The sequence below is a fragment of the Cerasicoccus arenae genome, assembly GCF_014651635.1.
Classification (GTDB): domain Bacteria; phylum Verrucomicrobiota; class Verrucomicrobiia; order Opitutales; family Cerasicoccaceae; genus Cerasicoccus; species Cerasicoccus arenae.
The window spans coordinates 80,840-106,358 of record NZ_BMXG01000011.1 but is presented as its reverse complement, the minus strand read 5'-3'; the positions used below and the strand labels follow the sequence as shown (position 1 = coordinate 106,358).

General features: G+C 51.1%; 14 protein-coding genes. 7 read left to right on the top strand and 7 right to left on the bottom strand.

The features are described 5' to 3' along the window. Nucleotides 1-12 precede the first annotated feature (12 nt). Entirely contained in the window at nt 13-2,388 is a 2,376-nt protein-coding gene (locus IE065_RS10350; protein WP_189514713.1) for a carbohydrate binding domain-containing protein, read from the top strand. 208 nt (nt 2,389-2,596) lie between these two features. On the opposite strand, the gene IE065_RS10345 is transcribed toward IE065_RS10350, so the two are convergent. Further along, nucleotides 2,597-3,622 (bottom strand): right-handed parallel beta-helix repeat-containing protein, encoded by a 1,026-nt coding sequence (locus IE065_RS10345; RefSeq protein ID WP_189514711.1) that lies wholly within the window; start codon nt 3,620-3,622, stop codon nt 2,597-2,599. A 248-nt stretch (nt 3,623-3,870) separates the two neighbouring features. Then, entirely contained in the window at nt 3,871-5,829 is a 1,959-nt protein-coding gene (locus IE065_RS10340) for a GH92 family glycosyl hydrolase (protein WP_189514709.1), read from the bottom strand. Between the two features lie 240 nt (nt 5,830-6,069). On the opposite strand from IE065_RS10340, the gene IE065_RS10335 reads away from it, so the two are divergent. Beyond that, entirely contained in the window at nt 6,070-9,381 is a 3,312-nt protein-coding gene (locus IE065_RS10335; protein WP_189514707.1) for a hypothetical protein, read from the top strand. Between the two features lie 6 nt (nt 9,382-9,387). Continuing rightward, nucleotides 9,388-10,074: a hypothetical protein gene (locus IE065_RS10330; protein ID WP_189514705.1), complete on the top strand. Its 687-nt coding sequence runs from the start codon at nt 9,388-9,390 to the stop codon at nt 10,072-10,074. 26 nt (nt 10,075-10,100) lie between these two features. Here the strand turns inward: IE065_RS10330 and IE065_RS10325 are convergent, their stop codons facing one another. Genes IE065_RS10325 through IE065_RS10310 form a run of 4 tightly spaced genes read right to left on the bottom strand, consistent with a single transcriptional unit; the run spans nt 10,101 to nt 17,799 of the window. Then, nucleotides 10,101-11,600: a glycoside hydrolase family 30 protein gene (locus IE065_RS10325; protein WP_200163408.1), complete on the bottom strand. Its 1,500-nt coding sequence runs from the start codon at nt 11,598-11,600 to the stop codon at nt 10,101-10,103. A gap of 9 nt (nt 11,601-11,609) precedes the next feature. Continuing rightward, nucleotides 11,610-12,992, bottom strand: coding sequence for an MFS transporter (locus tag IE065_RS10320; protein ID WP_189514704.1), 1,383 nt, complete (start codon nt 12,990-12,992; stop codon nt 11,610-11,612). After that, nucleotides 12,989-16,456 (bottom strand): hypothetical protein, encoded by a 3,468-nt coding sequence (locus tag IE065_RS10315; RefSeq protein WP_189514702.1) that lies wholly within the window; start codon nt 16,454-16,456, stop codon nt 12,989-12,991. The genes IE065_RS10320 and IE065_RS10315 overlap by 4 nt, the downstream gene beginning before the upstream one ends. A 26-nt stretch (nt 16,457-16,482) precedes the next feature. After that, nucleotides 16,483-17,799 carry a glycoside hydrolase family 2 TIM barrel-domain containing protein gene (locus IE065_RS10310; protein ID WP_189514700.1) on the bottom strand — a complete coding sequence of 439 codons (1,317 nt, stop codon included), beginning with the start codon at nt 17,797-17,799 and terminating at the stop codon, nt 16,483-16,485. Nucleotides 17,800-17,902: 103 nt separating this feature from the next. Here IE065_RS10310 and IE065_RS10305 point away from each other — a divergent pair, with 103 nt between their 5' ends. The 4 genes from IE065_RS10305 (at nt 17,903) to IE065_RS10290 (ending at nt 24,176) form a co-directional block, all read left to right on the top strand. Further along, nucleotides 17,903-18,970, top strand: a complete 1,068-nt coding sequence (locus IE065_RS10305) for a LacI family DNA-binding transcriptional regulator (RefSeq protein ID WP_189514698.1) — start codon at nt 17,903-17,905, stop codon at nt 18,968-18,970. 255 nt (nt 18,971-19,225) lie between these two features. After that, entirely contained in the window at nt 19,226-19,714 is a 489-nt protein-coding gene (locus tag IE065_RS10300; RefSeq protein WP_189514696.1) for a beta-glucanase precursor, read from the top strand. Nucleotides 19,715-19,865: 151 nt separating this feature from the next. Further along, on the top strand, nt 19,866-23,504 hold the full coding sequence (locus tag IE065_RS10295) for a pilus assembly PilX family protein (protein ID WP_189514694.1): 3,639 nt from the start codon (nt 19,866-19,868) through the stop codon (nt 23,502-23,504). 177 nt (nt 23,505-23,681) lie between these two features. Continuing rightward, nucleotides 23,682-24,176, top strand: a complete 495-nt coding sequence (locus tag IE065_RS10290) for a hypothetical protein (protein ID WP_189514692.1) — start codon at nt 23,682-23,684, stop codon at nt 24,174-24,176. A gap of 96 nt (nt 24,177-24,272) precedes the next feature. On the opposite strand, the gene IE065_RS10285 is transcribed toward IE065_RS10290, so the two are convergent. Next, nucleotides 24,273-25,370: a hypothetical protein gene (locus IE065_RS10285; RefSeq protein WP_189514690.1), complete on the bottom strand. Its 1,098-nt coding sequence runs from the start codon at nt 25,368-25,370 to the stop codon at nt 24,273-24,275. Nucleotides 25,371-25,519 lie beyond the last annotated feature (149 nt).

Genomic DNA, 25,519 nt, shown 5'->3' with positions numbered 1-25,519 from the left:
AATTTGTTTTCTATGAAACCTATATTCCCCCGATTCCTCAGCGTTGCTTTTCTCTGCACGCTGGGCCAACTCAACGTCGCTCAAGCCACCCTTGATTTTTCCAATGCAGGCTTTGAAGACAATTTAACAGGCTGGTATGCCAGCCCTGAAGATAAAAGCCTCGGGCTAAGCCAGCCCCTGCCCGAGGCCGCCCACAGCGGTGAGATCGGCCTTCGGGTTACTCAGCAGGGCACTGCGGGTTCTTGGCTGCAAAGCCCGCGCGTAACGATTCAGCCAAACCAAGATTACCGCCTTAGCTTTTGGGCGCGAATACTCGACACTAGCGGCATCGGCGTTTGGGTGCAATTCTACGGCGACGATGGCCGGGTTATCAAACCCGCTGGCGGCGACCTGTCCCTACAGTTGCCCCCCAAACCCTCCGACTGGAGCAAACACACACTCGATTTCCACCCACCGACCGGAGCCACTGCTATGACCGTAGCCGTCCACGGATACAGCAAGCATAAGGTAAAAGCAGATTTTGATGATTTCTCGATCACACCGGTTGATCCATCTGCGAAGCCCAAGCTCCACCACGCATTGATTCCCGATCCGGCTCGTGTCGATGCCATCGCCGCCAGCCTGCCCGCCATACCAGATGGCGTGGCACCGTCGATTGACGACCGGGCTCTCTGGGAAACGCTGAAAAGCGACGATCCGCAACTCGCCAAACGCATCATGACACAGGCCGAGCGCTTTTATCTACAGCCCCCCCCCGAACTCAGCCTCGAAGCTTATCAGGCTTCGGTTAAGAGTGGTGACCGCCAAATCGACAATGTGACCAGTCACCGCCGATATCGTTTGGTCATCCTTGTCCTAGCCGAGGCCATGGAAAACCAGGGGCGCTTTTTGCCTGCGATTAACAGCGAAATCAAAGCGATTTGTAGCGAACCCAGTTGGATCCTCTCTGCCCATGTTCCGTTTTCAGGTGATCGCAACGACTTAGGCACAGCCATGACCGCCTGGAACCTTGCCACCGTCTATGATATCTTAGGCAACCGCCTCAATCCCCAGACACGGGAGCTTATTAAAAAGGAGGTCAAGAGCCGCGCGCTCTCGAAGTATCTCGCGACTGTCCGCGGTGAAGCCAAGCCGGAATGGTGGAGCCTCGATCCGAACAACTGGAATGCCGTCGTCCACGGCGGACTGGTCGGTAGCGCCATCGTTTTCTTAGACGACCCACACGAACGTGCCGAAGTCATCGCTGGGGCCGAGCTTGGAGTGAAGCGCTACATCAATAGTTTCCCTCCCGACGGCTACTCACTCGAAGGTATGGGATATTGGAAATATGGCTTCGGGCACTACATCCTGCTGGCTGAAACGGCGTATCAATCGACCAACGGCCTAGTCGATCTCTATACCCCGGAAAACTGTCGCCTGATCATACTCTTTCCCTACCGCTTCGAAATGGACCAAGGGCTCTTCCCTGCCTATGGCGACGCTATGCTCACTGAGCCGTCCAGCGGATGGCTGAACCACATCATTGACAAGCGCTTCGGCTTGGAGGCAGGCACCGAGCGAGTCTGGGCACCAGACCCAACCTATAGCGCCTTCCTCTACAGCTACGGAGTCAACCTTGCCTTTGATGACAATGAGCCTCCCCTAATCAAAGCCGACTCCAGCATGTTGAATGGACATCGCCTGCACGATTGGTTTGATCTCAGCCAAATCTACGTCGGTCGCCTGCCCGAGGGCGTGGACGGCCTCAGCTTCTCCTTCAAGGGAGGCCACAATGGCGTCAGCCACGGCCACAATGACATCGGAAGTTTCGTGGTTGAACTCGGAGGTGTGCCCGTATTAGTCGACCCAGGTGTGCCAGTTTACAACGCCGCCTCAATGGGTCCAAACGCCTACCAGCACCATGTAAAAGCTTCCTACGGGCACCCCGTGCCATTAGTCGCCGGCCAGTGGCAAAAGCACGGCTCCGAATACAAGGCAATGGTGCTCGAGACAGACTTTGATGAAGCGGGCGACCACATCGTCTTGGACATCGCACAAGCTTACAGCTTACCAGTAGTGAAGAGCCTGATCCGGAGCTTCGACTTCGACCGCACTGGCGCGGGTAAAATCACTGTGACCGATACAGTCGACTTCGACAGCCCTCAAAGCTTTGGTACCGCCCTCCTGACCTACGGCGAGGCCAAGGAAATCTCTCCAGACGTATGGGAAGTCAGCAACAAGGGGCAAACCGTACGAGTCCACATCGAAAGCAGCGCCGCCTACACCGTAACCAACGGCTGGCTGAAAGATGAATCCCGCGAAGGCAAAGTCCGCCGCTTAGGTATCGACCTCAACGAACCTGCGACGGCAGCCACCATTTCTCTGAAAATCACACCGGTTACGCACTAAGTTGTGTCTGATTGATTCTGATGGTAACAGCCCAATCAGATTCTCTCCTGCAAAGGAAATATCTGTTACCGCTCCAAAGATACTGGTAGTGAGGTGAGATAAACAACGACTGTTAGTTTGGATTTACTGAAACGAAAAGACGCCGAGGAGATATTCCCTCGGCGTCGTTCGTTTGCCAGCCTGTTTCATCCAGCCGTCAAAGGCAAGTTTACGGGAACCAAACCTGCCTGGTCTGTGAGTTTAGCCCGGGATCGGTAAGGTTGACGACATTGCCATACTGATAGTTCGAGTTGGGATCGTTATCATAGCACCAGTTGGCATAAGACCAGTTCGTAAAGCCCGCATTGTTCCAATTGGAACCCAGGATACCTTCGTCGTCACAGTCATGCACGATGTTCGACTTTACATAGACGCCGCTACCAAAAAATACGATGCCTCGATTTTTACCCGTCAACCCACCAGAGATGTTATAGACTAGGTTATTCTCGATCCAGATATATTGCGGAGCCGGCAGCACATAAACAGAAGTATCGTAGCCATTCACCACAATAGCGCCCTCGTTGGATTGAGTCGAAGTGCCCGGGGCAATGTCATGAATCACACAACCACGGATCGTAGAATGACTAACGCCAGGCTTATAATCGACGGCCTCTCCGTTACCAGTATTGTAGATTTCGACGCCCTCGACCCAGATATGACTACACAAATCGTAGGCTGAACCGGAACCCGCATAAACGCCTTCTCCCCACTGAGGATTCAACAACCCGGTATTATAAATCTTACCGCCGCGAACATCCACATAATGTGAACTGAGAATATGGATGCCTTCTTGGCCAACCCCCGTGAATGTGCAGTTCTTGAAAATGATGTGATCGCAGTCGACGACAATTGCGCCTCGCATGCCACCAGTAAAAGTGAAGACATCGAAGACAATGTAGTCGCAGTTTTTCAGCCAGAGGGCGTTCTCATAGGGTTCGTAGCTCTTGATCGTGGCTCCGCCCATAGAACGAATGATAATGGGGTCCGTTTCCGTTCCGTTCTTATCGGCCAGAACCACGCGACCATACTCGCCGGGATAGACCATAACGGTATCCCCAGGATTCGCACTGTTGAGTATCGCACCTAAATCATCTCCAGGATGAACGTAGGTAGTAGCTGCCGATAGGGAGCAAACTCCAGTGAAAATTAACAGGACCAACAGGTTCCGGACAACAAGCGTTATGCATTTATTCATATATCAATGTATTTGGGGTTAATCCATCCCAACGCCCAAGCCGGGTCTAAAGGCCGTTCTTGAGTGCTGGGCTGGTAAGTAATGCAAGGACACCAAGAGAGAAGCGCCTTTGCATTTACACATTCTGGCAGCTTGATCGATACATGATAAGCCCAGTGACTTTCTAACAATTGAACTTGGAAACAAGTGTTTCGTTTTTCAGTTAGAAAGAGTTAGTCCGATCCGGATTAAAGCAATCAGTGAATAACTTATCCCTCACGGACGATCACGACCTCATCGCGCTCCGGAACACGAACTGTTACGCGCCGGAGCAAGGGCTCGAAGTGGACGAAGCCGGGCTTCCCCGGGCATTGCGGATACAAACCTAAGCTGGCCCAAATATACCATGCCGCCATTTCCCCGTTATCCTCATCACCCGGGAAGTCATCGATGCTGTATAACTCACGGCAAACGCGATGTACCCAATGGCTGGTTTTGGCCGTATCCCCCATCAACGCATAAAGGAAAAGATAGGCATGCACAGGCTGATTGGAGTGGGCGTATTGACCGAAACCAGCCAGAGCCATCTCCGTGGCCTCATGGATTTCAAAGCCATAGTGGCCAGCCTCATAGCGTGGCTCCATCGTCAACATCGTATCCAGTTTTCCACATAGAGCGGCGGGCCCACCATACAGGGCTGCTAAGCCTTCAGGATCGTGTGGCACATTAAAGGCATGTTGCCAGGGTCCGCCCTCGACATAAGGCCCGCCCCACCCAAATTCGCGAAACGGCTCGACCCAGGAACCGTCGGCAAGGCGCGGGCGCATAAATCCGGTTTTCGAATCGAAGACATGGCGATAATTACCCGCTCGCTCAAATAGCTGCGCCGCCTCCTTTTCCTTACCGAGGAAGCGTGCCACTTGCGCCACACAGAAATCGTCATAGGCGTAATCCAATGTGCTGGATAATGAATACACCGTTTTGTCCGCCGCCACGAAGCCCAGCTTGAGATACTCCTGCAGACCTTCGCGACCAAAACAGGGATTATCCGAGAGTTCAGTCGCATCTTTCCATAGGTAGGTGAAAGCGGCTTCTACATCCCAATCGATCAACCCCTGACTAATCACATCTGCCACATAGATGTCAAAATGCGTCCCGATCATACAATGCCGCGGCCCCGGACTGGGCCATTTCGGTGACCATCCAGACTGACGGCAGGCGTTCAGCCAGGCATCCATCATGCGGCGGGTTATATCCGGATAGGCCCAGGTCAGCAGCGGAAGCTGCGTCCTATAGACGTCCCAGAAACCGCAGTCCGCGCAGAGACTCCCCGAGTGAACCTCTCCATCATAGGGGCTACGGTGGCAAATTTTCCCGTTTTCTCCGATCTCGTCCAGAAAGCGGGGAAAGAGCAGGCAGCGGTACAAGCAGGAGTAAAATAAGCGGCACTGCTCTGGGCTGTCGGCTTCAATTTCAAAGCGCCCCAGAAACTTTGTCCAAACCTGCGCTCCCTCCTCACGGATCATTTCCAGGGAGCGATTATCGAGTTCTCGTCGGAAGGTCTCCGCAGCGATCGCGTCGCTGATCAATGAGCCAGCCAAACGAAGCTCCACACGGGTGGTTCCTCGAGCGAACTCTACATACCCCCCCAAAGGCATCCGCGTGACGGATTCCACCGGCGCGGAGAAACGACCGATAAACGACAGGCCATAGTCTTCGGGCAAATCGCTATTCCGGTTCAACGAACGTCCACCGACTGACTCCGGAGCGATTTGCCTCAGCTCATGTTCGCCGTCAAAATAAAAGCTCAGTCGCGGGGTTTCATCTGGGCGGAAGTGCATGACAAGAATCGCCCCACGCTCGGTCGGCGACATTTCCATCGTAATGCCGTAGCGCATCAATTTGACCCGAAGGTAGTGAGGATTCAGGACCGAGTCCTCCAGTGAATAGGCAGAAGCCTGTAGCTCTGGAGTTTCCAGCGCCGGGCCAGTAAACGGCAGCAGGGTCAGGCTGGCGTAATCGAACATCCAAGGGCTGGGCTGATGCGTCAGCCGGAGGCCTCGCAAACGGCGATGACGGGCATTGAAAAGCCAGGGTGCCTCTGCCGTCTGGAGTGTCCAGTGATGCAAAGCCCAAGGGCGGGCTACCAGAGGCAGAGTGTTACCAGTGGAAAAGTCGAAAGTTGAATCGGTGCCTTGAAGTAAGTTTATCGTTTCGGGGAGATTCATAATCATAGGGGGGGGTAATCAGTTGTAATCAAAACAAGCGAACCCTTGCTTGAGCGGTGCCAGCAGTGAACCTTTGGCGAACTGCAATAAGGCTTCGTTTCAGCAAGCATCGAGTCAATGCGATCTCGTTCAAATTCTATTGATAGAAGGATTCAGTCATTGCTCAAATGAGCGGTTGAAACGATGATGCTTAATAGATACTCTAACCATGTAATCGAAGAGCAACACCCTTCCCCACTGATGCCCTCGCCCCCCCCCCCACGATCGACCTCAAGCCAACAAGGTTTCGCCCTGATAATCAGTATGACGCTGATGGCGTTTATTCTTCTGTTGTCGCTATCCCTCACGACCTTGACCAGAGTGGAGGTGCTTTCCACCACGCAATCTCTGAATAGGGTGCAGGCACAGCAGAACGCACTATTGGGCCTACAGGTCGCCTTAGGGAAAGTCCAGCAATTGGCCGGGTCAGACCAACGAGTGACAGCGCGGGCGGATTTAGTCGCAGATGTGGCCAATCCATACTTCACCGGTGTATGGGATACCACCTCGGGTCCGCTCGATCCCGCGATCCCTCTGGCATGGCTGGTAAGCGGCCAAAGTGACGCCGCCGATAACTTGGGGAATCCATCCACTGACGACACGGTTGTCTGGATGCTGCACGAGTCCGTCGATGCCAGCTCGCAAGTCAAAGTCCTCAGTGAATCCATCGGTGATGGGAATGGACGCTTTGCTTACTGGATTGGGGACGAAGGCACCAAGGCCAATGCCAAGCTGACTGACCCTTGGGAAAGCCCTGACCCCACAGTCCTGAACACCACCGGAATCAGCAACGACACGGCCAAGCAATATCGCTACATCAGCAACGCTCGCAGTGGGATTGAGGGTATGAGCGATTCCATCGGAAATGACTTGGGCACCGCCTACGACGCCGATGATCCGGATTTCAAGAGCTCCCTCAATAATGTGCAATCGCTCAGCCAACTACCACTATCCGCCAACTCAGTCATCGCCGAGAAAACTCTACATGACGCACTTGCATACCGATTCCATGACTTGACCACCACTTCGCGCGGCGTATTGGCTAATGTTGTCGATGGAGGGCTGAAAAAGGACCTCACAGCATGGCTGGCCCAACCTGACTCTGCTGCCAACCCTCCACGCGACACCGACTACATCACCGAAGCGGACACCTATTTGCCCACTTGGGGTATGATTCGTGAGTATGCCGAAATCATCGGCGACGGAAACGCCTACGCCCCCATTGCGCCGGATCGCATCGCCACCTCATCGAACCAGTCCACAAAAGACATCCCCGCATCGAGCTCAGGCCTGCACCCCTATATTACCTACACTCGGATCGGCTTCAACGTCTCCAATTCCGGGGAGGGACAGCCCATGAACCTCCACATTTTTCCCGTCGTCGTCCTGTGGAATCCCTATAACGTGCCGATCGCCGCCCATGATTACACCATGCTTTTTGATACGCGAGACAACTACTTCACGATTATCGTCGGCAAGGAAAGCGAAGCCGTCGATGCGGTAGGCCCATATATATCGCATCCGATCCTGCGACGCGCTACCAGCGACAAAGCACCGGGGGGGAGCTACGACTCGCAGGCCTTCGCCACAGGCTACCTCAACTATCCGATTTTCAAGGGAGTCGACGACCAAATACCCGCCGAAGAAAGAGAACTTCGCTTCCGCCTCAATTCGCCTCAAATCGAGCCTGGCCAGAGCTTGGTATTTACCCTCGATACGTCGGAAGCATACAACGAGTCCCACAATGTCTTATCGCCCAACCAACCAATCCGGGCCGACAATTCCGTGACATTACCCGGTCCAATTATGAGCGCAGAGGACCTTCATACTACGAAGACCGATGACACCACCGAGCCAGTCGCCTATTACATGGGTAACGGCCCCGGACAGATGGTGATCTCACTTCGCGATGCCGACGACGAAGATGTCATTTACCAACACATACAATCTCCAGGTTCGACAGGAATTTATAGTCACTCGCCAGTGAACAGCCCCTTCAACTTTGAAAATCGCGACCCTGGACTCATCTTCGAGCCGCTGCTATATTGCCGGATCGAAATGCGCTTCTCTGAGGACACTTATGGTGCTTTCGGACAGCATTCCCGCTGGATAGCCCTCTTTAACCCGATCGCCCCAGACTCCCTCCGCCCCAGAGGCACCGGCAGCCATGTCTATTACATGGACATACAGGGCAGCACCCACCCAGGCCCAAGCTTCGGCAGTAACAACCGTGGATCGGTCGGGCCGGGACCCGATGTCGGACTGGATGAAAACGGCAATCCCGTCGACATGGTGGTCAAATCTTTTCGACCAGCACAAACGCCCATTTTTTCCCTCGCCCAACTGCAGCACGCCAACCTCTCGCTCATGACTTCTAACCCGACCTACGCTGTGGGTAACTCCCTCGCCGATCCCTGGGTTCCCCGCGAGCAAACCGTCACTTCGCTTTACGGCGCTGGAGTCGACAATCGTCCGCAATATCCCCCCTTCCGCCAGTTGGAAAACATCTACGACCTTTCCTACACTCTCAACGAAGCGCTCTGGGACGACTACTTCTTCTCCACCGTACCCAACGAACTGACCACGGACCAGATTCTCAATCCCTCTTACTTCCTGCCAAATGCGCGCAACACCATCCTACAGGAAGGTGGCAGCGAAACCGAGACGATCCGTCAGCGTCTGACCAAACCAACACAGGCCGCCTCGGCCCTCATGGTGGAAGGTGCCTTCAACGTCAACTCCACCTCCGTGGAAGCATGGAAGGCGCTCCTGCACAGCCGAAACGGCATCATCGCATCCGACTCGGACACCGAGCTCACCCACAGTTTCCCGCGCTATCTCGATTCCGACACCAACATCAGCACGAACTCCATTTGGAGCGGCAATCGTGCGTTGACTGACGCCCAAATCGACCATTTAGCTGAGAAAATAGTCGAGCAGGTGCGTTTGCGTGGGCCATTCTCTTCGATGGCCGACTTTGTTAATCGACGGCTTGCCAACGACGAAACTGGCCTGAAAGGCCCGCTTCAGGCCGCGATCGATTCGGTGGACTCTGATCCAGGAATACCCAACGAAGAGCGAATCAATGGACAGGAAGATTTCACTGATACTGACAAGCAGATTGATGTGACACAAAACGTGATTCCCGCCGTCGTAATTCGCTCTCACTGGATAGGCAGCGATAACGACGATGACGTCGACAAGCCCTTCGCTTCGCGAGCAGCCTTCGCTCCCGGTTACTTGACCCAAGCCGACCTGCTGACCACGCTCAGCCCTGTTCTCACCGCCCGCTCAGACACTTTCATTATTCGCTGTTACGGCGACGTACGAAATCCAATCAGTGGCGAGATCGAAAGTCGCGCATGGTGTGAAGCAACCGTCCAACGCCTACCATATTACTTAGACGATAATCTTGATCCTTGGGAAACCCCACAAGATGACACCACGAATGACCTCTTTGGGCGCCGCTTCCAACTGGTGTCCTTCCGCTGGCTTGCCACCAATGAAATCTAAATAATTATGTTCTTAGCTTGGCGCCTCATTTTCACCGTACTCCTCTTCACCCCACTTTGTGGTTTAGCGCTTTCCCTGCGTTTCATCAGCCTAAATGGTAGTATCCACGACGACCTGTATATTGTCAGCGGAAAAAACAAAGTGTATATCCGTGCCGACGAAAATGTCTTTTCATCCATCTATGATTACGATGAAGAAAACATGCTCAGCCTCTACCGAGATGTCCCTGACGAAAAGGGAGTGCTCCATCGAAAAAAAGTGCTAGGGCTTTCCCTTCCGACTGATTTGGAGCAAGGGCTCGTCATTCTGAATCGAAATCCAGCTGAAGATGTCACCGCCATCTGTCTACCCGATTCCTCGATAAGCCGACCAGAGGAGACTGTGTTCGTGATCAATCTATCCAATGTAGACTTGGCCTTTCGCTTGAGTGAGGAGGATTTTCAGTTGTCGCCAGGTCAGAGTCATCATCTCAATTTCGACACCGAGCGTCAGCGGGTGGTCATCAGCCTGGCCGCCCACACGGATGACAAATGGTCACTGATCTTCAGCAACCCGATAGCCCTCCGTCCCGGCCTACGCGTACTCTTGTTGCTACGCGATGGTCGCCCCGTTCCTGGGCGGGACAAGGTCATCGTCGACATGCTATCCTTCTACGATCGACCTCCACCAAGTGAATCAGAAGACCAGCAATAGACATGTGGGCAATCAAAATTCGCTTCTTAAGGGTGGCTAATTACAACTGTCTGTAACGCCTGACCGGGGATCGAACACAACTTTTGACTAGCACCCATTTTCAACTCGTAGTTAATACTCTCTTCAGACGTGTTAAACACAGCAACGGCAATTGAATCATCAGGATTCTTGAAAGCAGTCGCCATTAAAAACTGGTCATGGCCGGTCAAATCAATGCGCTTGGCACCGGGACGCATGTAGCGACTGAAATGGGCCACTGCATAGAACAAGGGAGTACGGTAGAACTCATCCTTTCCACTATCCACCAGAATTGGGGCTAAACAATAATTGCGCGCATGATTTGGGCCGCCACGAGTGTTGAGAAACATATTCCAATCAACCCAGCCAACAAGGTGGTGATTAAAGCCGCCAATCAAGTCGCGAGCATAGCGGTAAAACGGACGATACTTGGGATGGTGCACCTTATTTTCGTCAGCAGCCCAAGTGTAGCCCCAATCAGTCGCTTCAGCACGCCAATACCAATCGTCTTCCAGCCAGACACCAATTTCTTCATCGTCTCCTATGGCGTCAATGCATCCTTCGGAATGCAAAATCTGTTTGTTCGGAAATTCCTCATGCACTTTGTCCAACGACTCTGCGTCAATGTCGACTGTACTTTGGTACCAATGGATCGCCATACCTTCGACATACTTGGCCGACTTCGAATTGCCCAGAATCGCCTCCGCCCACTCGACAAGGTGATGGCCGCGGTTTTGATCGTAGGCCCATATTTTGACGGCCGGCGCGTGCTTTTCGAGTACGGGCCCAAGGTAGTCCCCAATGTATTCACTCATCTCCTGAGCAGAAAAATGAACACTCTCCCAATTCGAACCATTGCCCAGTGGTTCATTAGCCGGCGTGATGCCCCAGATGGGGATTCCCTCAGCTTCATATGCCTTAATGTACTTAACAATATAATCGGCGAATGTCTGATAATGCTCACGCTTAAGATGACCTCCATTCCAATCATTGTTAGTTTTCATCCAAGGCGGTGGCGTCCATGGCGACGAGAGAATACTAAATTCCGCGCCTGCAATTCCCTGCGCCTCCTTGATCATGGGCAACAAATATTTGCGGTCCGGATCGATTGAGAAATGCGCCAATTCGTTGTCTCCCGGAACCGGCGCATAGGTGTAGTTGGTTACAGAAAAGTCACTGCTTGCAATGTGAGTACGCGTGAGCGTGTAATGAGCGCCAGCTGGCGAGAAATAACTTCGCAGCGCAAGCTCACGCTTCGTCTTGGAAAGTTCGCTGAGAACCTGGCCCCCAGACTCCGTAAAAGAGCCACCGATACCAACCAGCGTCTGATAGGTTTTTTCAGGATTCAACGTCAGTGTGTAGGTAGAAGGGCCGGTTGCCTCCGCATCTACTTTGTCCAAGCGATCGCCTTGACGAGATGTCTGGAAAATTTCGAAGGATGCAACTGCGCTAGCAGGGCCAATTAAGACTGACGCCGATAACGCCATGAGAGAGGTCATTTTCATCATAATTTAATCTTATGCAGGGTTACTAAGTTCACGGCGGACTTTCAGTTCGGCTTCGATGCTTGAAACGTCGTCGTCCGAAAGGGGGTACCAAATAAGTATTATGCCATTGGCGATGGCTAGCACACCAGGCAACACCGAAAAGAGCAATCGAATGCCATTAATAGTCTCTGGTGTCTGTTGCTGGTTGGCGACATAGCCGAAGTAGCCTAACAGCCAACCGGATAAGCCACCGCCAATAGCGAGACCCATCTTCTGGGCGAACATCGCGGCAGAAAACACCAACCCGGTTGCACGACGACCAAAGCGCCATTCACCGTAGTCAGCAACATCAGTGTAGATCGCCCAAACCAATACCGGCGTCGGCCCAGCAAGTAAACTTCCCAGCGCATTCACGGTAAGCATGAGATAGAACGCATCCGGTGGAATGAAATAGAACACCAATAAAGTCGCACCATTTAACAGTGTTAACGCCATCAGCGAATTGCGCTTTCCGAAGGTCTTACTGAACCAACTGGTAAAGAATATCCCGATAATGAAAGCCAATGAGCCAGAAGTCAGCATCAGCGATGTCTTATCTAAGAACCAAAACACTGACTGACCGTCGTCACCAACGTAGTATTTTAGAAAGTGAGCCGTAACAGCGCCGCGCACCGCAACATTGGACAGTGTAAGAATAGCCGCAATGACCATAATAATCCAAGGGCGATTTTGAAATAGAAACACAATATCCTGCTTGATACTGGTATTTTCATTACACTGTGGCTTCACACGCTCTTTGGTCCAGGCAAACGTAAAAAGAAAAAGAGCAACAGCTACAATGGACAATAGTCCCATTGTTAATTTGAAGCCAAGCGCCTCATCACCACCACCCAACTCACGCACCAACGGACGCACCGCCAGCGATATCAATAGTGTGCCTGAAAATGCACCAACAAAACGATAAGTCGCCAACTTGGTGCGCTCCTTAGAGCTTGGCGTCATCACGCCCATCAATGCCGAGTATGGGACATTGATCGCGGTGTAGACCATCATCAGCCCAATATAGGTTGCGTATGCATAAATGAGTTTTCCAGTTTCACTGAAATTCGGGTTAGCAAAGCATAGATAACCTATGAGTCCAAACGGCACTGCCATCCATAAAAGATAAGGCCGGTATTTCCCCCAACGGGTGTTGGTTCGGTCCGCGACTACGCCCATGAGTGGGTCGTTGATCGCATCCCAGAAACGCGCCGCCACAAACAGAATACCAGCAGACGTTGGAGCGAGGCCAAAAACATCTGTATAATAATACAGGAGGAAAATGTTCACGAACTGGAAATAGATGTTCGATGCAGTATCACCGAAACCATAACCAACTTTTTCCCGAAATGCTAGTTTTTCGCTATCACTCATCGTAAATCATTCGATGCAGATAGTCTGACGACGAGATGGTCGATGCTCCCCATTCGATCGATTATCTCAGCAGTTATATTACTCGGCAGTTTATCATCGTCAATTATGGTCACTGTTCCATGAGCATCATAGACTTGGATCTGCGTAGTATCCCTATCGGATAACTGGTATATTATTGGCGTTTGCGCTAACGTAAATAGAAGCCCGCGCTCAGGAACATTCAATTCGCGTGACGTGCCATCTTTACTAAGAATTCGACAGCATGTATCCTCTTGTAGAAACTCCTGATCACGCAGTAGACGTGGCTTAAAACGAATTCTGCTACGAACAAAACTCACCCCCAATTCAGCGAACCGGGCTAAAATACCCTCCTTCACCATGCCAGTCAAACCCGGTTGCTGCGCGCCAGCATGAGCAGGTGTATGCGAGTAGGCGTCAGGAGGAAAGGCTCCATACTCCTCAGATGTCTTGCGGAAACCTAGTCCATCTTGAACCGTATAATAGTGGGTTCTTAGCTTGAGGTAGCTGGCGTCGTCAGATTCTGCTGCCTGCAGCGCGATTTCTGCGACAGCAAGCATCAGCTTCGAAACCATGTGCCAATATATGCTCCCCAGCCCTTCATAAGCAAACATCGAGCCACTGCGACCAGTGAAGCTCTGATGGTTGAAAGTGGCCTCATATATTTGATGGATAGAACCACGATCCTTAGCGATGAGATCAACCAACTCACTGTTCGATTCAAAACCATCAAGGACTTTATCTAATTCAAAACGATTCGCTAGGTTAGCGTTAAATCGACAGCAGCCCTCACTAGGCGAATACTCGATCAACGATGTGTCCCCCTGCTCCAGCAATCTAGCCAAAAGCGGAACCGCTTTCGCTGTCACCATAGGAACTCGTCCCATCTCAAGAAACGCAGGCAACTCTTTGTCTGGATATAGCACATAGCTATTTCTCTGAGGACAATACAATTGGCTGGACCGAAGCGCTTCAAGAACAGCTATCGATTCAAGCGGAGACAAAATACCCGAGCTCAACACGGCGACTTGGCCTTCCAGCATCTCCCCCAAATGTTTAACTCTAGCAGACTTGGATTCTGCATCTATGCACAGTGTGTTATATGAATGAAAGAGACCATCTGAGCGTTGACTGGAGACAATCGTCGACTTGACATGTTCAAGAGCCGACTTAATCCACTCTGAAATTTCAGTGGCTCTTATTTTACTTTGTGATCCAAATTTTTTAGCGTAAACACGTTCACGATATTGCTCACCAGACAGTCCCAATTGACTGAATAAATTATAGCACTCATGGCGGCACAAACAGCTTAACTCAGGCGATGCTTTAAAAATCCGTTGCTGCGCAGATAGGAGCTCAAGCACCGACTCACTACACTGGAAAGAAATATCCTCATCCACCACCAAGCTCTGAAGAAAGCATAGATATCGGTATAGGTAAGAAGTGGTGACCATCGACAAGCCCCACCCTGCTAATGCATTGTTCGCATCGTTCCACTCTGGGCGTTGCGTATTCATCCAGATTCCACCACCTGGACAAAAATTACTGAGCTTAACCAGCGCCGGTATGAGCAGCTTCTCCATCAAGCTAACTCGATGCAAAGCGCCGGTAACATCGTGCAACAGCTTTCCATCGGCTCCATATTCAGTCACCCGATCATTAATTAGGCGATCATGCTCTTTGTTAAACCGAATTGACTGCTTTGGATCCTTTACGAGCTCAGTGAACGATTTTACTTCATAAGGCACATCAGCAAAAACAAAACTCATTTCGTGCAACATCGAGCGAAATCCGTTGGGATTGAAATGCTCGGAAAACTCCAAAAACTTGAGCAAATATATAATCTGATGATCCCCCCAATAGCCAATAGACGCCCAGGGGTCATTTGGGTCTGGCTTTTCCCAATCCACCCCGCGTGACGTGATACGGTAAGGATTATAGCCGTCTGCCGTAGACGCGTTTAAAAACTTGTTTAGAAATGCATCGTTAAAGCGCGGAAAACTATAGGAAAGTGCTTCCCAATTTTGAAAAATGTCCCGCCAATTGCCTTCAAACCCAACAAGATCACGCCCTTGAAAATCTTTGGTCTTAATATTGAATCGGTTCCAAGGTCTACTCGGATCCCCATGGCGTCGACTGAAAACCAACGGCAAGTGCTCTCGGCAAAGTCGAACAATATCTTCACTGTCTTGTTGACGCGCCTTCACAATTAATTCCGGATAGCCAATCTTATCGGGCAGTGAATTTAGCCATTTTTCCTCCTCAATTCTCAAATTCTTCTTGAACACGCGGATCGAATTAATCAAAAGCTCGCGGTCGATAGAGTAATTATCAGCAAATACACCACCGCGCATAATATTGAAAAGGACATTAGATCGGTGATGGGCGCAATAAGGGGTATCTGCTGTTAACTGACAGCCATCCGATGACGCAAGCAGTCCTTCAAGCCTTTCACTTCCATTGTCCATATCGGCACAAACAGCTTCCCAGAGCTTATCTGGCTCTGTTAGCTGATTGCTCAACAAGGCGACATTGGACTGAGTCTGGAGAATCTCTGCCACCTGTCCCCATTCCTTCTTCGCACGGGGTTGTAGTATAATACGACCAGCGTTGTAATACGCACCGCGAGCGGCGCGTATTCGATCCGTCTCACTCAAACCCAGTCCATCTAAAAATGCCATGGCCGAGCTGCGCTGCCCAAGCACTCTGCTTTGAGGCCAGCCATGAGACCAAACTGTGGTCGCCAGCAACACCTCCATCGGCACAGCTTCATCCGTTAGCCCCGATGCCATCCGGTGAACCAACAACCCACATCCAGCATCGATTTCGGTCTGCTTATATGCATCACCAAGGCAACTATATACGTTCTGCGTACGCTGGTCGAGACCAGCAGGCAGAAAATTCTCCAAACCATCTACCACATCAAGCGCCTGCTGCTTCTCCGATAAATTTTGCAGCATCACGGTGCGAATAAAGCCAAAACGCTCTGACGTCCGCCAGCGATAGGTGAAACGTAGTTGCAAGCTCAGATTGGTCTCTTCAAAAATGATGGAATCACTATTGATGCTTTTTAACAATCGACGCTGAATATCAAAATGCCGTTCGGAATAGGGCTTAAAAGGTTCCCAACGAGAACTGCCCGCCTGGATGACTGTCTGCGGGCCGGTCACATTCCAGTTGTCCATAATCTTGTCGACTGTATAGTAGGGAAACAGTGCTGTATCAGGAGACCCACGACCCGCCGTCAATGCGCCCTGGCTGCTGACGAAAAACCAGTGATTCGTCGCGCTAACCATTGTCAGGAAAAATGACGCCATTAGCTCTGCTCTTTCAATAGCGATAAAGCGTTCGTCATTCACCATTACGGTACTAGACTCGTCAGCATCAGCATGCCAACTTTGTTTTTCACTCCGAATTTCGGTGCCGGAAATACTATCACTAATCATAGCCTAATCAGATTTCTTACGTAATTTTACTCGACGTAGAATGGGAAATTCGCTGTAGCTGCGCCACCCGCGTTATCGCGGATATAGACAAAAAGTCGATAGGCACCCGATTTCGAGGGGGCGTAAAATTCAAGGCTTTCGTCACCATTGCTAACGATTAGACTCGGATACGAGGGCGGCACAGACTCTTTGTCACCACCAACTTGACGATCGGTGCTCTCAGCAGTAACTACCCAGTCGATCTCAAGTGGATCTCCTTCAGCGTCCTTCACTTTAACATGCGCCTTCTGTAAACTATCTCGCTTTACTTTCTTTTGATCAGCCGACGAGGACAGCGAAATTAATTTAGGGCTCCGATTGGCAGGAAACTCTCCGCTCCAAGCGTAGCCCATTGCGTCAACTGTACCGAGTTTTTCACCGGTTGGTAGAAACATTCCATACCATGTAGACGTAGTTTCCTGCTTGTGGCTCCAGAGGAAAGCAAAAGTGCCCAAACACATCCCCTGCCCGTCCTCAATCACGCGTTTCTGCGTTGCGAAATATGACGCCGCCTTCTCTCGGCTAGTGGGCTCAATCGGTGCACCCCATGAGGTATGACCAACTTCCCAATGACCGCTGGGCCCAAATTCGGTCAGCATAAACGGCTTCTTCCAACCCTGTTCCACAAGACCACCGCCTACGCCTGGAGCACTAGCGTAGGCGTTGACGCCCAATACGTCGATTTCAGGGTAATGCTTAATAATATTCTTCACCTTCTCTCCACCGATGCCCGCGATGACAGTCATTACTGGATGACTGGGATCTTCTTTTTTAACAAGCTTAGCTAGATGGTTCAACTCTTCCCAAATACGAATTTCACTACCACCCGAGGCTGGGCCTTCCATTTCGTTACCAAGTCCCCACATGAGAATCGCGGGATGGTTTTTGTATTTGCGCACGGCACCCTCGACATCCCTGCGCTGCTTACGTAATTGAGCCTGATCCATGTAGTCAAAACCATGCCGCTCGTGGCCAATCCAAATTCCAACGACCACCTTAAGCCCCAAATCATGAGCATAATCCAAGAGAGGTTTGCCATCAATACGCTCCTCAAGCGATTCAATGCCCCAAGTGCGAAAGCAGTTGCCTCCCATCTCTTTAAGCATTGGTAGATTGTTATAACCGCCAACACCATTAGCGAAAAAAGGTTTACCATCGACCAGCAGCTCAAATTTCTGTGGTCCCGTTTCTTTGATTTGCACGCTGCTTGCAGCAACGAGCTCACCAGCGAGGAACAGAGCAGAGAATACCAACAAAGCTATCAATCGCCGAAAAAACACCCAGGGTAATAAGTTATTTCTCATGCATAAATTGCATAATTTTGCAATGCCCATTGTCAAGAGCAATTTATGATTTTGTTGCATTAAATCGCAAAACATTTAGGAACACTTTCTTACCAAATTATATATGAAACCAGTAAACCAGCAAGCGATTGCCGACGCATTGAATTTGTCTCGCGCAACAGTGTCCCGTTGTTTCACAAACCACCCAGGCATCAACCCCGAAACTAGGGCGAACGTGTTCGAAATGGCGTCACGCATTGGCTATAATCACATCTCCATGCGTAGCTCCAATTCCAGCACTAAGCGCACACGCCCGATTTTCGGCGTACTCATCTGCTCCAAGGAAGAGGAATACCACCGCATGGATTACGAGAGCCCCGGCAAACTGCTACTCAAGGGCGTCTCCGAATACTGCCAACTCGCCAAGGTTGGCATTTCCGTGCACTTCGTTGACCCAGATGTGCACTCGATTCAACATCCAGAATACAGAAACCTACTCACCACGGTAGGCCGCACATGGTCCGGATTGCTCCTGCTCTATCCATTTCCAAAACCCGTAATAGATGAGCTATTGATCCGCATGCCGTGCGTATCATTAGTGGAACAACGTAGCTCTGGCGATCTGGACTGTGTCGACGTCAACCATTATCAGGGCATAGCTCTCTTGATCAACAAGTTGCATACACTTGGCCATGATCGAATTGGCTTTTACACCAAGGCCTACCAAACCGAAGCCAGTTGGTCCCTACGGCGCTTCGGTGCCTACACCGAAAAGATGACCCAGTTGGACATCCCGATCCTAGAACGCGACCTGATAAACGCACAACCCCGTAACATAGTTTCCCTCAATGACAGTTTCGATCTTGCTGAGGAGCGGATTCGCGATGGCGTCACCGCCTACGTCTGTGCCGCAGACCATCAAGCCTACGACCTCATTCGCGAATTAGAAAAACGCGGTATACGCACCCCCGATGACGTATCCATTACTGGATTCGACGGAATACCTGCCCCCAATGGCAAACCGCAACTAAGCACCGTGCAAATCCCCTACCGCAACATTGGCTACGCCGCCGCAAAGCGCCTGAGCGACCTGCTTAAAAAGCGCTTTGGCCCCTCGCAGCACATACTCATGAGCTGCCAGTTACTTGATGGACAGACGCTGAACAAACCACGTCCCGGCCCCCTCGAATAAAAAAACGGACAACAGGGGGGGGGGGGGGGGGCAAAGCCGCTCATCGAATCAAAATCCATGCATACACACCCAGAAGGCCCTATCTCCGAACACGGATATCGCCATCAACACGCTAAAGGATCCCAAAAAGCACACCCCCAAGGCAACTAAAAATTCAGAATTTAAATTCATTCACTGCCATTTAAATATCAAAAATTGCATTTATTTGCATTTTTAAGATTGACCCTTAAACCTTCATAATTCACAGTTAATTCCATGAAACGCAGTTACCAGATCAAAACACTCCTGATGCTTACCCTCACAAGCGCACTGCTTGCCTTCAGCGCATCGGCCCAAGATGCCCCAACCCCCGAGGCGGACTATGGCAACTTCAGCTCGGAAGCACTGACCGGCAAGGCATGGGATGCTATGGGCAAAAAGCAATACGATCTCGCAATCGACTATACCAGCAAGTGCATTGAAATGTACAGTGCCGAGGCAGAGAAAATGCAATCTGCAATGACTGAACCAGCACCCAAAGAAACTGCTTCAGAGATGTGGGCGCTCAACGATGTGGGCACATGCCTGTTCATTCGCGGCCAAGCCTACGAAGCAAAAGGGGAATCAAAACTTGCGCTGGCCGACTACCAAAAACTCGTCAATGAGCTATCTTTCGCCCAGACTTGGGACCCAAAGGGCTGGTTCTGGCGACCATCTGATGCCGCCAAGCAACGCATCACCGTTGTTGAATTCGAGGCGCTGTGATCGCAACTCCATTTGGGGCTGCTTGTCGGTTACATTTTTTTGCCGACAAGCCACCCTATTTCGGTTAGTTCTTTAAGGACAGCCTGTCCCGGCAGCGCCCTGCCGAGTGATGAAACCGAACCCCTACAGCAATCTCAAAGCCCCAATCCCCATGGACGCAAGAAGCCAAAATGGTGGGTTCGCCTTGGCAATCGCATTGACCCTAATGTCAATGATGATCCTGCTCGCGCTATCCATGGCAACCCTCGTGCGTGTGCAGACCAGAAACGCAACCCACACCAAGGACCAATCTCTTGCGCATCAAAACGCACTCTTCGGTCTGCAAGTTGCAATTGGTGAATTACAGCGGCACCTTGGCCCCGACCAAAGAATATCAGCCAACGCCGCAATCCTCGACAGCAATCCCGAGACCTCCGGATTTGAAGATACAGATGGCACGGCCAACGTTAAACAACCCTACTGGACTGGCGTTTGGAATAGTCTGGATTGGGATGGCGCGTCCGACCGTCAAGATAACCCCACATTAGCAACTGCATCGGATGGCAAACCAGCTAATTTCCGCGGCTGGCTTGTCTCCGGTTTTCGTGACACGGAGTTGCAAGGTACCGATATTCTGAAACTCGCCATAAACTTCGATACCACGTCCGACGAAGCCGTGAAGCTCGTCGGCGAAGGCAGCATCGGAAACTCCGTAGACATGGAGGATCACTACGTTTACGCACCTCGCGAAGCCATTCAAAGTGACACTGAATCTTGGCAGCAAAACGGCTTCGCCTATTGGGTCGGCGATGATGGCGTGAAAGCAAGCGTTCTAACGGAAACACCGACGGCTGCTTCTCAAAACATTGACAAAATCAACGCGATCTCCTCGAACAGCAATGCGAACTTGCGCGCGGTCAGTGACTGGGAAGACCTGAACACGGATGACATTGATCAATCGATCATTTTTAGCCACGACATACTCAAGCTGACCACCATCCATCAGCTAGGAAGAGACGATGCTTATGAAGGCAAATTCCACTCATTGACTCCCTACAAAAAGGGGATGCTCATCGACGTTAAAAATGGCGGTTTTCGGAAAGATCTTAGCCTCGCACTATCACAAACGACACTTCCGAGCTCATTCCTCGATTCAAGCAACCGACCAGATGCGCTGTTCACCCTGGGCCCTGAACCTAACCCGATTGTCAATGGCCCCACTTGGGATTATGTACAGCGCTTCCACAATCGCTACCTAATGCTCGATGAACAGTCTAATGGCGCACCAGTCATTGATTTTCTCGATGTAAAACCGGAAACATTCGACGATCTTGCGCCGAATAAAAAGGGCGACGCCCCACTGCCTGTCGCGGTCCGCTATCAATATGTTTTCTCACTTTACAAGGGCTATAACACATATGACGGCCTACCCTACTTGCAGTCAGACCAACGTCTCGACGGCAAAAACGGAAACGAACTGCCCAACACCGATTACCAGAGTAATGACGAGATCGTTTACTTGATGGTGACTCCAATTATCTACATCTGGAATCCCTATAATGTCACCATCCACATGGCTAGGGATAAGACGGCCGCCATTAATCTGCTCGCGTCACTGCCAGACATCGATTTCTCCTTCGACAACGGTAACAACTACAAGAGCCTAGACAAAATTTTATGGTTCTATGCCGGCGAGCTGATCTCACTCAACAGCTCTAACTTTGAACTGGAAGAAGCCATAAGCATCCCACCGGGCGAAATGCGCCTGATAACGCTCAGACGCATTCCTGATAAGAAGAATGAGTACAACGAGAAACTGTGGATGGACTGGCCGGAGCGCGATATCTTCTGGGGAGACGCTGCTGGCGGCACCGCCGGACGCTTGCAGCAAGCAACTCGAAACTTCAGCGAGGGCGCAATGGGCATCTTCTCACCATGTCTACTCACTAGTGTCGAACAGCCCAATCAAAAATCATGGCCAGACACTAAGCTACTCGCAACCGGAGGGGGGAAAATATTCGTCAAATTATCAGATGAAAACAATCAATTTCTTTTCAAATCAAACGCAGGCGGAGAATATGGTGAGCGCCAGCAGGCGGGGGTATTCCACATCAACAGCGAGGATGCTCTGAACGCCTCCTACCTGCCAGATAAATACGAGCACGAAGAAACAATCAACTTCGCCAGCTTACCCAACATGCTCACACCCAATGGCGATTTCACCGGTCTAGCACCAGTCTTTACCTTAACCTTCGACATCCGTGCCTTCGATGAAAACAAGGGCCTAGGTAAGCCTGGCCTCTTCACTGATCCCGCTAACGCCTATTACTACACAGAGGATGTCGACGAGGCCGCTCTCTCGGTCGCCCCCTTCCGTTTTGAATTCAATGGCGAAGTCGGGTCTGGTGATTATCTTCAGTATGACCCCAATACCTTGCGCGCGTTTTTTCGCTCCGGCTCAGACCTCGTTTATTCAAATGTCGCCAAGGAACTAACGGTTAGTCCCCCGCTTTCTCTCGGTCAATTGGAGCACGCACCATTGGGTCGAGATTATGATCACCTCGTCTACCAATATACCCAATTTGCCAATGATAAGACACCGCCCAGTGAGCTTCCCACCAGTGACCCACGCCGCCGCAACATGGGCCCGGTCTATAACCGAGCCGTGGGCAACAGCTACCTCCACCCCATGCTCGCCGAAAACGAAGTTTGGGATGGTGCCTACAATGTAGACCGATCCTACTTTTTGAACAACGCCCTATTCGACAGTTATTACTTCAGCGGCCTAGCAAACAACGGCGGGCCATTCGCTACAAATAGCAAAGTTGCAAAGCAATTGCTGGAAGACCTACTCGAGGGCGACGATAGCCTCCTGAACCCTGCCTATTCTATTAGTGAGGAAGAAAGCCTCACATCGATAACCGCTAAGGTCCAAGAGACACCCGGCGAGGAATACTTACGATTGGCCGCCTACCTCTCAGTAGACAACGCTTTCAACATCAACTCAACTTCGGTGGACGCTTGGGCCGCCATGCTCTCCGCCTCACGCGGCAAGGCCGTTACCTATAACGATCTGAGCATAGGTAGTCTACAGGAAGAAGTTAATGCGGATCGCACACCAATCATTTCCAAAACATTTCCTGCTGGCAGTTCGGCCGAAGGCCAAGCCGGCAATTATCAATCAGCCAACTCAGCACTGTGGAGTGGCTTTAGAGCGCTAACCGATAAACAGATACAAGGCTTGGCCGAGAAAATAGTCGCGCAAGTCAAGGCGCGCGGACCATTTCTTTCACTAGGTCAGTTCTTTAATCGTGAGATCTCTACTCGGAACGCAATGAACCGCACTGGGGCAGTCCAAGCTGCGATAGACGAAAGCGGCATCAACACAGAATCCGATGATGCAGCCCTCAATGAAGCACTGAGCACCCGCTTTGGCTCAAACACAGTCACCAGCAATGACATTGTAAACGCAGTTGGCCTAGCATCACCTGAAAGCCTACTAGGAGACCGTAACGAGGGCCTGCCGGGCTACATCACCCAAGCGGAATTACTCAAACCAATCATACCAGTCCTGAGCGCACGCTCAGAAACATTCACCATACGCGCCTACGGCGATGTTCGAGACGTCAATGGCGTCGTTGCCGAGGCATGGTGCGAAGCGGTCGTCCAGCGCAAGCGTAACTACGTCGGCTCAGATGATAACAATGGCCCACAGCCTTGGGAAACGCCTGAGGCAAATTCTACAGCTGATACTTTTGGTCGAGAATTCGAAATCGTCAGCTTCCGCTGGCTGACTCGAGATGAAGTCTAAATCGCCAAAGTCAAAATGAAGATTCAAAAAATAGCATGTCTGTTCGCCTATAGCCTAATCGGCCTGTGCTCATTAACGTTTGCAGACAATTTTCGCGTTGTAAGCCTTACGCAGATCCCAGGCCTGACAAGCCTGGAGTATGTCAGTGAAGGGAAGGTGATTACCGTACCCGTTTCGATGTCAAGTTTCTCTCAGGTTCACACAATCCCAACCACGCGCCAGCTCGCTCTCTATGATAAAGCGCCCGTGCCCGAGGAACAGAAACAACCAGTATTGAACCTACAGTTCCCTAAAGATCCTGGTGATGTCATCGTGCTTCTCAAATCCGCACGCACTGCAAATGGACTCACGTATCAATATGAGCTTCTAGACGACTCGAGCACCGCCTTCCCTCTTGGATCAGTCTATATTTGTAATTACATGCAAGAATCTGTAATCATCCGCCTTGGGGCGGAACGGATACTGGTTGAATCAAAACAGCGAAGCGTGGTGCCGCTCACTAAGCAGGAAAAGCCGTTCAATGACGGGGTGGCCTTTGCAGCAGAAATTAACGGCCATGGTCGCGTTTTCTCCACCAGCTCATGGTATCTTTCGCCATCAATGAAAATATTCTGCATCATCTATAAAGATGACCGCGGCAACCCGCAAATCCGCCGCATTCGTCTAACCTAGCTGGCGGCAATTGGTTCAAAAGACCAAAGCCAATAACGCCAATAACGAATGAAAAAGAGCATTACATCAATGCACTCATAAAAGACAATCGGGCACTCACTGAATGCGTGCAAAGCAGGGGCCATCGAGGCTCATTAAACCTCGCTCCTGCCCCATTTGAGTCAGCAACTCCGCCTCAAACCCTGGCAGTAAAGGAGTCATTTTAAAAATCGGCAAAATTGGACGCGCATCCGGCCCCAGCGGATACTCCTTCCCTTCTTCCTCTACAAGCAAATAGGTGGAAAAGTGCCCACCCGGCCGTTCACCAATGAGTATCTCAATTTTCAGCTCACGGCCTTTCTGGACATTGATCCAGTCGCCTACCGCCAAGGCCCCATTGCCGATGCTATGCTTACGATTGAGATCTCCTGCACTGGAGCGCCAGTCAGTATATTCGCCCTCATGAAAGGAGCCATCAAGCACCACACGACTATTGACACGGACAATGAGCACATCGTCGGCAAATCCCCAGAAGCGAAACTTACCACTAAAAGGCGGTGTAATCTTACCCTCATAATGGGCCAGCCATTGAGACGGTTTTACCTCACTGGCGACACCAAATGCCGCCGGAGCCTGATCAGCCATACGATGCGGTATGAGCAGTGTTGTCGCATAAAGCTTCCGGTCCGCCTGATAGAAACGCTCCAGTTGCGACATCGACCATGAACCCGAGGTATATCGGCGCAAAAAGTCTCCATAATCGACCTCTTTGGGCTTACGAGCCGCCGTCTGCTTAAGATCAAAAAAGGCCCCAACGAGTTCAACCCCTGCCGACTCAGTGTTGCCGAAGAGCGACTCCAGACTCAGCTTTGGCATATTATTCTTAATATTCAGCCCATCACCACCAAAACCGCCAAAGCCAACTCGGCCACTGGCCACTGGTATGCTGAAATCAAGTGACTCAATGTCCTTCATTTCAATTTCCTTTACCGCGATACGAGACCTCGTTGCACGCGTCGCTTCATGGTCTAAAGAAACAGCAAACTGCCTTGGAGGGGGGGGGGGAGGAATGGGCGGCGCTTGCAATTCAGGCGTGGTACGGATTGTCCCGACGCCGAACACCAATGTGCCCAATAAAGTCAAACCGATGAGGTGCAGGAACAGACTAACGGTTAGAACGAGAAATAGCTTATTGCGATTACGAGGCTTACTCATGGGGGCACTGTTAATACAAAAAACACACAAGTTGGGGTCAAATGCGCAGGAGCAACGAGTGAGTCACTCTTTTTAAATCTAAATTAACACTACAACAATCTACCAAGAGTGCAATTCATAAGTGCAATTTTATGCAATTAAATTTACCC